We start from the raw sequence: 12,952 nt of genomic DNA, 5'->3' as shown, positions 1-12,952 counted from the left end.
GTTTGTCGAAAGGAGTAGAAAACTTGAAAAACCAAAAAGGGTTTTCTTTACTGGAAGTTGTCGCTTCATTGGTCATTATCACAATTGTTTTATTGAGTTTCTACCCTATGATTATTAATGCAAAGAAGATTTCAAATTCAAATATGGACAGACTTGTGATGATTAATTTGGCTGAAGCAACTTTAAATAGATTAAAAGCGGATCAATACGCTTATATAGAGCAACCATCTAATCAAACTAGCTATCTATTTAATAGTAAAAAATACACCTATTCTAATTGTTCAACTGAAAACTGCAAAGAACTTTATCTCATGCAGTTGAATGGGGAAAATTACCATCTCGTAATTAAAGTATCTCAGGACGAAAAAGAAGCCAAAAGTAATCTTTTAAATATTATCGTTTCTATTAAAAACGATGAGAAAAATACGCAATTTAATGTAGAGGGGTACATAAATAATGCAAGTAAAGAAGAATAAACAATCGGGAATGACTCTTATTGAATTATTGGGAGCAATTATTATTATGGCTATTATAACAACGCTTATTTTCCCAATTTTAATTGGGGGTATGAAAACTGCCGAAGATATAAGAAAAGAAACCATTTTGAGAGATGAAGCTGATTATTTAATGTCAGCTATTTTAAAAGAACTATACACAACTAAAGAATCCGAGATAACAACAAAAAATTTTGATAAATCATTAATTGGTGACTATTATATAATAAAGAACAACGACTCGATAACAGGATTTATGGACAACAAATTATACGTTTCTAATGAAATCTTAAATACAAACAATAAAAGCATAACACTACTTCCTTCTAGTATTAAAGATTTAGAAGAAGGACAATATGAAGTTATATTGAATCTTAAATTAAAAAGCAGAAATGATAAAGTGATGGAATTTAAAAATAGAATTCGAACAATTTACGATATTAATAAGGAGGAATTAGATTGAATCACTTAAAGAACGAAAAAGGTTATGCTCTATTTATCACTTTGTTCGTAATAATTTTATTTACTGTTCTTGGAATGACATTGTTAATTTTAACTTCAAACGGAACTAAAATGAATATGAATAGACAAGAAGTTGTTCAAGCGACAAGCCAGTCTGAAAAGGGAATCGAACGAATAGTAGCAGATATTAATGCAGAACTTACATTAGCTTTGGGTGAAAACGGATTACAAAGGGATGTTTTTAAAAATTTACTCAATTCAACTCTAAGTAATTATAAATGTAATTACATCAACAATACTATTGAGAGCCCTGAAGGAAATGGTTCTTACAATGTTTGTATTGATGGAGATACTAAGCCTATTTATTTTAAAAACGGAGAAATAAACGAACTTAGAAAGTTAGTAACTTTTAAAAGTATTGGTAAGTCAGGCAATATAACAAGAGATTTAATTAGTTCAATAGAAATAGGAGCAGAAGCATTTCCAGAAACTATGAAATACGCGATAGGTACAAATATTATGTCGAAAAACCCTCAAAATGGAGAAGGCAATTTATTACTTCATGGCAGCTCGGATATTCATGGAGATTTAAAGGTTGATGGCAACTTAATTACTTATGATTACGGAACAGGCGCTTATAAATGGATTCCAAGCCAACTTCCAAAATCTCTTCCGTCCCCTCAATCTACTTCATCTAAACTTGTCTTAGGTAACAATATGTATTTAGTAACATCTAATCCAAGTGTTAACGGCAACCAAAATAGCTATGATAATCATATCAGAAGAAATAATTTTAATACTGCAGGCTTCTCAATTAAAAAAAATCCAAACGATTTATTTTTCGAAGGGAAAGGTCCGAGAATTGTTAAACGTGATCCTAGCATCAGTCCTATAGGAATAAAAAGTCAATATGAAAATTTTTTCTTCGACTATAATTCAAATGGAGTAACCCGAGTTGAATTAGCACAAAACTACTTTAATAATTACACAAATAAGTCATCCCCCACCATCCCTATTACAATTCAGAAATATCAGTGTGGCGGCTCATGGTGGAACCCCAAATATTGTTATAACGAAACTCATTATGGAACATTTTCACTTTTCAACAAAAATTATTTTAATAAACTTGCATCTAATCAAGATATCATCTTGAGATATGGAGATCATACATTTGAAGAAGGTTTATATGTTGGAAAGAATTTAACTATTGGTAATGAAAAGCAAACAGATGATTCTCGTCAACGTGATGATATAAAGCTAGATGGAACAATATATGTTAATGGAAATGTTAAAATTCAAGGTGCTAATCTAGAAAGTAATGCACTTATGTATGTTGATGGTGATGTTGAGATTCGTTTTTCGTCAATAAATGGGAAAAAATTGAATGATAAAGATACAGGCACACTAATTATCTTTGCTACAGGTGATATATACATTGCCAATAACTCTGTCGATCAAGAAAAACCTAGTATAATTAAAGGGTTCTTTTACAGTGAAAAAAATTTCGAAATGTATGGTGTTGGTTCAAACATTAGAATTGAAGGAGGCATTTCGGCTAGAAGAATTGTTCTAAACGCTGTAAGAGGTAAGTCTTCAAACGGTAACTATGATAACAAAGAAGTTCAAAAAAGTAAGCCTTCACGTTTACAAGTTATATATGATGCAGAGATAATAGAAAACTTCCTAAAGTTAAATAAACCTGAACCAATCATTAGAAAAGTGGATCCTCCATTAGTAAAGGATAAACAAATAAATAACAATCATAATTAGTATTGATGATTAAAGATATATGTGAATATAATATACAACTTGGATCTTTCCTTAATAATGACGACCGGCAGATACAGGTCGTCATTTCACTTTATAGACATCGAAGTATTAATTTCAAACCCTATATGATTTGGTATAACTTGTTCAACATCAATAGAACCTGAATACAAAAAATATAAAAAACAAGCCCAACAAAGATTTTCACAAACGACAAACTAAATTCATTAGTTAGAAAACCGTCTCGTTTAATATTAATGTTTCCCATAAAACCAGATTTTTATATTTACTAATTAATTGGCGTAAAATCGTTTTTTGTTCCGGACTCTTGGCAATTAAGTTCTATTTTAGTTTGTAATTTTAACATGAATGTACTTATTGATCGCTTATTCCAATTCATATTCGTACGAAGTAGTTCTCCATATTACATTTGTTAATTTAATGAGATGAAGAAACTTTTCATAGGGAAATTGTGTAGACAGTTTTTCCGGGGACATGCTTTGGAACACATTATGTTCTTTTTGATATAGAAACCTAACGAGCCTGTTAATAGATCTAACATTTATTTGAGAGGATATTGATAAGATATTTAGGATATTTTATCAATTTCAATTCCTACTTTTATTGGCTTAGTTAAAAATTCATTGTAGAATAGATACTAGTCATGTGAGTAAGTATTTCCCATGATACGAATCCAAAATCTTTCATCGTATAATCTTCGTCTATAAATGCATTCAAAGAAAAAGACCGTCGTGACACAACGGTCTCTACATTTCGACATTCACACCAGTTTCATTGCAATACATTCCAACCCGATTTCTACCCGCTTGCTTCCCCCCTAAATACAACCCACGGTCAGCATTCCGCAGAAGATCCTTAGCATCACTCGCATCTTCAGGAATCGATGCTACTCCTGCGCTAACAGTCATATGAACATCCACTTCTTCTCTGTCTTGAGAGAGATCCCGAATGATTTTAAAGACTGATTCGTCAACTTGCTTGCGGATAGTCTCTGCGAGTTTGTAGGTATCGTACTTGTCCACGTTAGGTAGCAGTATGACGAATTCTTCTCCCCCATAACGTGCTAGTGTTGCATCTCCCGATACGTGCTGTCGTAACAGGTCCGCAAATGCACGTAATATATCATTTCCACTCTGATGGCCATATGTATCATTGATGGATTTGAAGTGGTCGATATCTAGGATAATGACTGACAAAGTATCGATTTCCTTTGTATGAAAGCGGATCATTTCTTCGTCCAGTTTGCGTTCAAGGTATCTGTAATTATTCAGACCGGTTAAACCACAACGTTCACTTTTTTCAACGGTCTTTTCATAATACTTCGCCTTGTCAATTGAGGCAGTTACATAGCCTGCCAATAAATCCACCATCTTAGCGTGCAAATCTGTAAATATATATTTTTTACTCGACGTTAAAAATAAGAATCCCTCCGTTACGGAGTTCCGTTTTAAAGGAGTTGTCATAAGGGACTGTATTTCATGAGCAAAATCATATCGTTCCAATTTGTCGATAAACTTTCTACTTGGATAGACATTTGTTTCATTGGAATTGAGCCCATCGCCCTCTTTGATTAAGTCGGGACAATCAAAAAATTCAGCTACCTTTAAGTTATGGCCTCCTTCGACGATGCGCAGCATGACGAGCTTTTCACCACGCAAGTCGACAATATAGGCGTTGTCATATGGTAGGACTGTTTTCAACTTCATGACAAATGTATCAAGTACGTCTGAAACGCTTAAGTTTCCTGCTAGTTGATGACCGATTTCAGAGCTGGACGTCAGCACTTCATTTAAACCTTCAGATTTTACATACTTTTTCGCAATAAGCAATAATAGAATACATGGCATGCCAACGAGTAAAAACGCTTTATTATGCAGCGTTTCTGTTAGTAAGCATAATGCAATTGCAAATGGCAACAGTACGATTGTTATAAAATAATCTTTTACGACACTATCTAAAAACCCCGTCACTTTATGACCAACGTATTTAAAGTTTATATAAAGTAATAGATTATTAATGATTGAATAGCTTGAAGCATAGATGAAACCAAGCAGTACAAGTTTCCCTAATGATTGTTCCATAAGGACTCCACCCAAGCCATAGTAAATCGATCCACTAATTAGCGATGAAAGAAGAAACACAATTGAGTTCGAACTAAAACGCATAACTTTGGGAGTAGAAGATTTATCCGAAAATAGCAATACAAACATTCCTATTTGCATGAATATCATTTCAACGATTAAGCCATAGTGAAAAAATATATAGAACAGAATCCAACGTTCCAGTGTCAATGTGACACTTTCCAACCGTAATGGAAGCATCATGATAACGATTAAAATTAGCAAGTTCAAACTGATATCTAAAGGATTAATCGTACCAATCGGGAAGAAATTATAAGCCACATATAAAATAGTCGGGAACAGCAAAAACCATATGCTTAAAACGACTCGTTTCTGCTTTGCATTATATAGCATGGCCATGCCCCCCTTTTCACCTTATATATTCTGCTACTCGATCTCTACCAGCTTGCTTTGCCCCTATATATAGGGCTCTGTCGGCATTTCGAACTAACGTCATGCCTTCATCTGTGTCATCAGGTACAGTGGAAACTCCGATGCTTGCTGTTATGGACACATTGACCGGTTTTCTTTCACGGTCTAAATCGGGCACTATTTCAAACGTCGTTTCTTTAATCTTTTTACGTATGGATTCCCCAAAAGCAAGCGCTTCAGATTTATCAAAATCGGGCAACAAGAATAGGAACTCTTCCCCACCATACCTTCCAACTGTTGCTCCAGTAGGCACTTCAGATTCAAGCAATCTAGCGAATGCCACTAAAATATCATTTCCACATTCATGACCATACGTATCATTCACTCGTTTGAAATGATCAATATCCATCATGACGGCCGACAATGTTTGTATTTTCTTCTGTTCATAATTTTTCATGTCAGAAGAAAGTTTCGTTTCAAGATATTTATAGTTATAAAGATTTGTCAACGCACATTTTTCACTTTGAGTAAGCGCCTTTTGCATATATTTTGCTTTATCAAGTGAAACGGTAAAATACGAGCTAAGTAAATCCACGATTTGCAATTGATATTCCTTGAAGATATTTGGTCTTCTTGAGCCTAAAAACAAAACATATTCCACATGATCGTTATGCGAAATCGGCACACAAAGTATGCTTTCTACATCCTGGTCATTAATATATAGTGCAACATCATTCCATTCTTTTTTTGCACTGTAGAGTATCGATTTATTAGTCGAAAATACTTTCCCTGCAATACCCCAACCACTCGGAAGTGGATCGAAATTATTGTTGATAAATCGATTATCTTCTATCGCACGGACTTGTTCCAGCCAATCATCATGACTTTTGAAAAGATACAAATAATCTGCATCAAAAAGTTTATTTACTTCTTCAAGGAATTGATCGCGGATTTTTAATTCATCTGTCAGACCTGTCAATTCACTGCCTATTTCCCCTGCTAATGCCAGCTCCGTGTTGACCTGTTCAGACTTGTCATATTGACGCACTAGTAAAGCTATGACTAAATACGTTCCACCAATTAAGAGAAATGCAGCGTTTCCTATAATATTAAGTAAGAAATATAAAGTTAGCGCCATCGGCAACAACAACACAACATTCCAATACTCATAGAGTACATCTCTAACAGAGAGATAGTTTGGACTTCCTTCGGCTGTAAGTACTAATTTCACAAGCGTCATATTTACGATTGTATATATAAGTCGATAAACAGCTAAGCTAACAAGGGCAAGCCAAAAAACAGTGGTACCAACCTCCCCGCCCACGAGATAAAAACTAATCGCAGCAATAAAGGATGCAATGAGTAGCATTGTCGAGTTAATGAAGTATCTCTTCAAAACATGAATGGAACTTTTTTGTACTATCAAAAAGACAAAAACAGTAAGTTGACTAATAACCAACTCTATAAAAAGGCCATAATGAAGGAAAACTGCCATTGTCACCCACATTGTCCAAGTTACCGGTTTCCCGTTAAACTTGATTAGAATTGATGATGTCAGAAGTGCCAATATTGTAAAACTGATAAACCTGTCCCACTCTATGGTTTGAGGGAAGAAATTGAAAAAAGCATAAAGTAATCCGGGAGGTACGATGAATAGCCATAATAAAAAATACAAATGCAAATTCGTTTTATTAAAAGCCATTCAATCTCTCCCCCTTTATAATTTATGAATACTAGTACACTATGATATAGCGAATCTTTTATAGTTATTTATAATCGTACGACAAGTTAGTTCAAAAGTCCAGAAACAAGGTACAAAGAACCTGCAACTATTTTCTTCGAACCTTCTTCGCCTATTAGTAGTATAGTATCATCATCGCTATTTGTCATCCTTTTTCTACTATACTGACAACTGGCCATTAAATCTATTGCTTTTGCGGCTTGCGGATGCGGAAATGAGACAAATGTAAATGAAGCGGCTACAGGAATCAGTTCATCTAAAGTCGCTTTGATATCTTTCGTATTGAGCATACCGATTACAAAATCCACTTTCTCTCCTGGCAGCTCAGTGCGAATTGTTTCCACCAACATTTTGGCTGCTGCCGGATTATGCGCTCCATCAACATAGACGCCTGGGGAGATTTCCTGAAAACGGTACGGTAACGATGCTTCTGCAATTCCTTTTCTGATGTTCTCATTGTCTAGTGATATACCCGCTTGCAGTAATGCTTCGATTGCCACAGAAGCATTCACCGCTTGATGGGGTCCTTTCATTTTTCGATCAGGTAGGTCGATATGAAATTCACTCGATGAAAAGTGATGATTATCCATCAGAAACTCTTCGCCGTATCTATAAATTTCACTTGTAGTTTCAAGGATTTTAGACTTAATTATAGTATAAGCCTCGTTTGGCAAGGGCCCAACAACGACAGGAACACCTTTTTTTATAATACCCGCTTTGTGCCCAGCAATTTTGCCCAAGTCATCCCCGAGAAAACCTACATGATCAAGTGCAATCGATGTAATGACAGAAACAAGCGGCGTCACGACATTTGTGCTATCCAACAGCCCACCCATTCCGCATTCCAAGAGTACATAATCAGGACGGATGCGTTCAAAAGTAACGAATGCCGCTACAGTCAACAATTCAAAATCTGTCAGCATACCGCTTAGTCCGGCTTTTTTCATCCTCTCAAATGACTTGTCCATTTCCTCCGTAGTGATCGGTAGACCATTACTTCTTATTTGATCATGCACGTCGACTAAAGCAGGTGAAGAAAATACGCCTGTTGAAAACCCCTGTTCTTTCAGGACGTTTTCCATGAATGCAATTGTCGAACCTTTTCCGTTCGTCCCCGCCACATGAATGATCCGCAAACTTTTTTCGGGGTTTCCGATTTTCTGAAGAGCCGCCTTTATACTGTCCAAACCGGGTTTAATTTCATCGTCACTTTGTATGTTAAAGCGCTTTTTATACGCATCAAATTTAGGAATCATTTGCCTCTCTCCTTATGATAGAATCAGCTTAGGTAAAGTATATCACGGGTGGAGGAAATGAATTGAAAAAATGTTGGGTCATTTATAATGGAAGTTTGACGAGTGATAAATTTCGTGATCAGGCTGAATTATTGGCGGAAGCTGCTGAAAAGGCAGGCGTGCGAGCGGACATCTTGAAAAATTATGAAGTGATGATGAACATTAATGAGAAAATGACATCACTCCCTGATTTCGTTGTGTTTTTGGATAAGGACATTTTACTTGCAACATTTTTAAAAAATGTAGGTATTCCTGTTTTCAATGATCCGGAAGTAATCGAGACGTGCGATAACAAAGCGAAACAATATATCCAACTTGCGAAAAACGAGATCCCAATGCCAATAACCATTATCGCACCGAAAGTGTATCCAAAGTTTACGATTGGCGGCACAGGCTATTATGAACAAGTGCTGGAAAAACTCGGATTGCCGATGATTATTAAGGAAGGCCATGGCTCATTCGGCATGAAAGTATATTTAATCGAAACAAAGGATGCGTTTTTTGCAAAAGTGGATGAACTGCGTGGTGTAGATTATGTATTTCAAGAGTTTATCGCGACAAGCAGAGGACGGGATATTCGAGTGAATATTGTCGGCGGTGAGATTATCGCAGCGATGTACCGCTATAGCGAAACGGATTTCCGCGCGAACATTACAAATGGTGGCGTTGCAACTGTTGTCGAGTTGAGCGAGGCACAACAGACTTTGGCAATCCGTGCTGCAGAAGCTGTAGGGGCAGAATTTGCAGGCGTCGACTTGTTATTCGGACCGGATGAAACTCCACTTGTCTGTGAAGTGAATGCTGCAGCGCATATCCGCAATATATATACTGTGACAGGCATCAACGTCGCAGACCGAATGATCAGTTATATTCTAGGTAAATTGGTATGAAAGGATATCTTTATTATTCATCCGTCGAAGCTGAACGAAATCGAGAATTTATCAATGATTTAGTGAAGCATGCCCACAAACAGGATATTTCACTGACACTGCTTGTCGATGAAGAACAGCCTGATGACGATGCGGATTTCATTTTATTCAGAGATCGAAAGCCAGAATTGTCCGCCACATGGGAAACGGCTGGCTACCGGATGATCAACCGTTCGGAAGTGAACCGGATTGCGAATGATAAATTGAAGACATTTGAAATGGCTACTTTGTTAGGGATTTCAGCAATACCTACTTGGCTTATTAAGAATGATAATGCGCTCAACAGCTATCCTCTTGTTTTGAAGACAATCGATGGTCATGGCGGAAGTGAAGTATTTCTTTGCAAGTCACTTGAGGAAGCATCTAACGTCTTTAGTTCATTGAAAGGGCGACGACTCATTCGTCAGCCATTTATCGAGTCGGGTTCAACGGATGTCCGAGTGTTCATGATTGGCGATGAAATTCTCGGGGCTGTTAAGCGGATAGGTCACAATTCATTCAAGTCGAATTACACATTGGGTGGATCCGTTGAGAAATATGTTCTGGCTGGTTGGCAGGAAAATGAAGTTCGTAAAATCGCAAAAGCGCTGAAAAGTGATTATATCGGCATCGACTTTCTGTTGCTTCCTGACGGTACATGGATTCTGAATGAAATTGAAGACCCCGTCGGCGCACGGTCGCTGTATGTGACGCATGACTTTTCGGTCGCTGAGAAGTTAATCAGTTATATTAAGGGGCTAGTAGAGAAGAAATGAATGATGTATGGACTTTTCGTGAGCGTTTTGGACTTTTGGTGGAAGTTATGGACTTTTTACAAGAGTTATGGACTTTTGCAGAACTCTTTGGACTTCTCGAAGAATTTATGGAGTTTTAGACTTTAAAAAAACCCCCAGTTTGCAACTTTCATGCAGACTGGGGATTTTCTATAAGATTTACATTAGATTTCTTTTAATTCTTCAATACGGCGCTCGACCGCCGCTTTCTTTTCGAGGTAATCTTTCTCTTTTGCTCGTTCTTCTTCGACGACGGCTTCAGGCGCTTTGGACATGAAGCGTTCGTTGGAAAGTTTACCTTGGACGCGCTTCACTTCGCCTTCCCACTTCGTCAGTTCTTTCTTCAGACGCTCGATTTCTTCGTCAAGGTTCAATAAACCTTCAAGCGGCAAGAACAGTTCAGCGCCAGTGATGACGGCGGACATGGATTTGCCTGGCGCGGAAATACCTACGCCTATTGTAAGTGTTTCAGGATTGCAGAAACGTTCGATGTAGTTTTTGTTTGCTTCGAGCACCGCTACTGTTGTTTCGTCTTTTGCAGCAATATAGAGCGGAACTTTTTTGCTCATCGGCGTGTTCACTTCTGCACGGATATTACGTACTGCGTGAATGAGGTCAACAAGAAGTTTCATATTGGACGCTTTTGCTATGTCCGTCAATGAATCATCTGCAACCGGCCAAGCTGCGACTGTAATGGATTCACCTTCATGCGGCAAGTTCTGCCAGATTTCTTCTGTGATGAACGGCATTAACGGATGCAATAGGCGCATTGTATTGTCGAGAACATACGCTAGAACAGAGCGCGTCATCTTCTTCGCAGTTTCGTCTTCTCCGTACAATGGCAATTTTGCCATTTCAATATACCAGTCACAGAAATCATCCCAAATGAAGTTATAGAGCGCTCGGCCCACTTCACCGAATTCATATTTGTCAGCGAGCTTCGTCACCTGATCGATCGTTTCGTTCAGGCGAGTTAGGATCCATGCATCTGCGACGGACTTTTCGCCTGTTAAATCGATTTCGTCATACGTCATACCATCCATATTCATTAACGCGAAACGGGAGGCATTCCAGATTTTATTCGCAAAGTTCCAAATTGCTTCAACTTTTTCCGTTGAATAACGAAGGTCCTGCCCTGGAGAAGATCCAGTTGCAAGGAAGTAGCGTAATGCATCCGCGCCGTACTGATCGATGACGTCCATTGGATCGACACCATTACCGAGCGACTTGGACATTTTGCGGCCATCTTCTGCACGAACAAGACCATGGATTAAGACATCATTGAAAGGACGTTCGTTCGTGAACTCAAGACCTTGGAAAATCATCCGAGAAACCCAGAAGAAGATAATATCATAGCCTGTTACAAGTGCTGCATTCGGATAATACTTTTTGAACTCTGCGTTGTCGATATCCGGCCAACCCATCGTTGAAAACGGCCATAATGCAGAGGAGAACCATGTATCGAGAACGTCTTCTTCTTGCGTCCAATTTTCAAGGTCAGCAGGTGCATCGTGCCCTACATAGATTTCACCTGTCTCCTTGTGGTACCATGCAGGAATTCGGTGGCCCCACCAAAGCTGCCGGGAAATACACCAGTCATGCACATTTTCCATCCATGTCAAATAGGTCTTCTCAAAACGTTCCGGAACGAAGTTGACTTTGTCTTCACCTTGCTGAAGCTTAATCGCTTCTTCAGCAAGCGGCGCCATTTTGACAAACCATTGTGTCGATAAATAAGGCTCAACAACTGCGCCACTTCTTTCCGAGTGGCCGACGGAGTGCATATGCTCTTCGATTTTGAATAAAACACCCATATCTTGTAAATCTTTGACGATCGCTTTACGGCATTCGAAGCGGTCCATACCATCGTATTTGCCAGCTAGACTATTCATCGATCCGTCTTCGTTCATGACGAGTACGCGAGCAAGATTATGCCGGTTACCGATTTCAAAGTCATTCGGATCATGTGCCGGAGTGATTTTCACAGCACCGCTTCCAAAGTCCATATCGACATAGTCATCAGCAACAATCGGAATTTCTCGTCCGACAATCGGCAATGTAACCATTTTTCCGATCAGATGCTTGTAGCGGTCATCTTCAGGATGAACTGCAACAGCTGTATCACCGAGCATTGTTTCAGGACGTGTTGTCGCAATTTCGATACTATCCGTACCGTCTGCTAGTGGATAGCGCATATGATAGAATGCACCCTGTACATCTTTATGAATGACTTCGATATCGGATAACGCCGTTTTCGTTGCCGGATCCCAGTTGATGATATATTCACCGCGATAGATCAGCTCTTTTTCATACAGTCTGACGAATACTTCATTAACCGCTTTAGAGAGCCCTTCATCCAATGTGAATCTTTCTCTTGAATAATCGAGCGCAAGACCGAGTTTACCCCATTGCTGACGGATATGGCCTGCGTACTCATCTTTCCATTTCCATGTTTCTTCAAGGAACTTTTCACGACCAAGATCATATCGTGTTTTGCCTTCGCCGCGTAGTTTCTCTTCCACTTTCGCCTGTGTCGCGATGCCTGCATGGTCCATACCCGGCAGCCATAACGCATCATATCCTTGCATACGTTTCATACGGATGAGGATATCCTGCAAAGTCGTATCCCATGCATGACCGAGGTGCAACTTCCCTGTAACGTTCGGCGGTGGAATGACGATCGTATATGGATCTTTCCCGCTGTCTGGTTGCGCTTCAAAATATTTTCCTTTTAGCCACCATTCATAACGGCCTGCTTCGATTGTCTGCGGCTCATATTTTGTTGGCATTGACATGTTTTCAGTTGACATATGAACTCCTCCTTTTGACTTGCAACTACGATTGTAAGATGGTCTGCTGATCCAATTATTTTTGGACACAAAAAAACTCCTGCCGCCAAAAGGACGAAGGAGTTATCCGTGGTACCACCTTTATTCGCGCAAACAGAAAAAACGTCTGCGCCTCAATAACAAATAACG

10 protein-coding genes and 1 other annotated feature (1 of these 11 running past the window's edge) are annotated in these 12,952 nt (G+C 38.5%); of the genes, 6 read left to right on the top strand and 4 right to left on the bottom strand.

The window, feature by feature from the left end; all coding sequences use genetic code 11:
- Nucleotides 1–23: 23 nt before the first annotated feature.
- The 3 genes from QWT69_RS06320 to QWT69_RS06310 are packed head-to-tail and all read left to right on the top strand — an operon-like array spanning nt 24 to nt 2,726.
- Nucleotides 24–476, top strand: a complete 453-nt coding sequence (locus tag QWT69_RS06320; RefSeq protein WP_317970071.1) for a type IV pilus modification PilV family protein — start codon at nt 24–26, stop codon at nt 474–476.
- The gene (locus QWT69_RS06315; protein ID WP_317970069.1) at nt 457–957 is read left to right on the top strand and encodes a prepilin-type N-terminal cleavage/methylation domain-containing protein; all 501 of its coding nucleotides are present in this window, start codon (nt 457–459) and stop codon (nt 955–957) included. The genes QWT69_RS06320 and QWT69_RS06315 overlap by 20 nt, the downstream gene beginning before the upstream one ends.
- Nucleotides 954–2,726, top strand: coding sequence for a hypothetical protein (locus QWT69_RS06310; protein ID WP_317970067.1), 1,773 nt, complete (start codon nt 954–956; stop codon nt 2,724–2,726). The genes QWT69_RS06315 and QWT69_RS06310 overlap by 4 nt, the downstream gene beginning before the upstream one ends.
- A gap of 764 nt (nt 2,727–3,490) precedes the next feature.
- Here the strand turns inward: QWT69_RS06310 and QWT69_RS06305 are convergent.
- The 3 genes from QWT69_RS06305 to QWT69_RS06295 all read right to left on the bottom strand — a co-directional run bounded on the left by QWT69_RS06305 (nt 3,491) and on the right by QWT69_RS06295 (nt 8,233).
- On the bottom strand, nt 3,491–5,218 hold the full coding sequence (locus QWT69_RS06305; RefSeq protein WP_317970065.1) for a GGDEF domain-containing protein: 1,728 nt from the start codon (nt 5,216–5,218) through the stop codon (nt 3,491–3,493).
- 16 nt (nt 5,219–5,234) lie between these two features.
- The gene (locus QWT69_RS06300; protein ID WP_317970063.1) at nt 5,235–6,938 is read right to left on the bottom strand and encodes a sensor domain-containing diguanylate cyclase; all 1,704 of its coding nucleotides are present in this window, start codon (nt 6,936–6,938) and stop codon (nt 5,235–5,237) included.
- 86 nt (nt 6,939–7,024) lie between these two features.
- Nucleotides 7,025–8,233 (bottom strand): bifunctional folylpolyglutamate synthase/dihydrofolate synthase, encoded by a 1,209-nt coding sequence (locus QWT69_RS06295; RefSeq protein ID WP_317970061.1) that lies wholly within the window; start codon nt 8,231–8,233, stop codon nt 7,025–7,027.
- A 62-nt stretch (nt 8,234–8,295) separates the two neighbouring features.
- Here QWT69_RS06295 and QWT69_RS06290 point away from each other — a divergent pair, with 62 nt between their 5' ends.
- Genes QWT69_RS06290 through QWT69_RS06280 form a run of 3 tightly spaced genes read left to right on the top strand, consistent with a single transcriptional unit; the run spans nt 8,296 to nt 10,075 of the window.
- Nucleotides 8,296–9,162 (top strand): ATP-grasp domain-containing protein, encoded by an 867-nt coding sequence (locus QWT69_RS06290; RefSeq protein ID WP_317970059.1) that lies wholly within the window; start codon nt 8,296–8,298, stop codon nt 9,160–9,162.
- Complete coding sequence (locus tag QWT69_RS06285; RefSeq protein WP_317970057.1) at nt 9,159–9,956, top strand: ATP-grasp domain-containing protein; 798 nt, start codon at nt 9,159–9,161, stop codon at nt 9,954–9,956. Before QWT69_RS06290 ends, QWT69_RS06285 begins: the two co-directional genes overlap by 4 nt.
- Nucleotides 9,953–10,075, top strand: a complete 123-nt coding sequence (locus tag QWT69_RS06280; protein WP_317970055.1) for a hypothetical protein — start codon at nt 9,953–9,955, stop codon at nt 10,073–10,075. The genes QWT69_RS06285 and QWT69_RS06280 overlap by 4 nt, the downstream gene beginning before the upstream one ends.
- A gap of 63 nt (nt 10,076–10,138) precedes the next feature.
- Here the strand turns inward: QWT69_RS06280 and QWT69_RS06275 are convergent, their stop codons facing one another.
- On the bottom strand, nt 10,139–12,784 hold the full coding sequence (locus tag QWT69_RS06275) for a valine--tRNA ligase (RefSeq protein ID WP_317970053.1): 2,646 nt from the start codon (nt 12,782–12,784) through the stop codon (nt 10,139–10,141).
- Nucleotides 12,785–12,870: 86 nt separating this feature from the next.
- Nucleotides 12,871–12,952, bottom strand: a binding site (T-box leader); it runs 148 nt beyond the window's last position.

Origin of the sequence: Sporosarcina oncorhynchi (assembly GCF_033304615.1) — a bacterium.
GTDB lineage: Bacteria > Bacillota > Bacilli > Bacillales_A > Planococcaceae > Sporosarcina > Sporosarcina oncorhynchi.
The sequence above is the reverse complement of the archived record's forward strand: the minus strand, read 5'-3'. Positions and strand labels throughout refer to the sequence as shown.

What these genes read in the sequence shown, in the direction of transcription:
- QWT69_RS06315 (WP_317970069.1), top strand. Translation starts at nt 457, where the DNA reads ATGCAAGTAAAGAAGAATAAACAATCGGGAATGACTCTTATTGAATTA.
- QWT69_RS06305 (WP_317970065.1), bottom strand. Translation starts at nt 5,218, where the DNA reads ATGCTATATAATGCAAAGCAGAAACGAGTCGTTTTAAGCATATGGTTT.
- QWT69_RS06300 (WP_317970063.1), bottom strand. Translation starts at nt 6,938, where the DNA reads ATGGCTTTTAATAAAACGAATTTGCATTTGTATTTTTTATTATGGCTA.
- QWT69_RS06295 (WP_317970061.1), bottom strand. Translation starts at nt 8,233, where the DNA reads ATGATTCCTAAATTTGATGCGTATAAAAAGCGCTTTAACATACAAAGT.
- QWT69_RS06285 (WP_317970057.1), top strand. Translation starts at nt 9,159, where the DNA reads ATGAAAGGATATCTTTATTATTCATCCGTCGAAGCTGAACGAAATCGA.
- QWT69_RS06280 (WP_317970055.1), top strand. Translation starts at nt 9,953, where the DNA reads ATGAATGATGTATGGACTTTTCGTGAGCGTTTTGGACTTTTGGTGGAA.
- QWT69_RS06275 (WP_317970053.1), bottom strand. Translation starts at nt 12,784, where the DNA reads ATGTCAACTGAAAACATGTCAATGCCAACAAAATATGAGCCGCAGACA.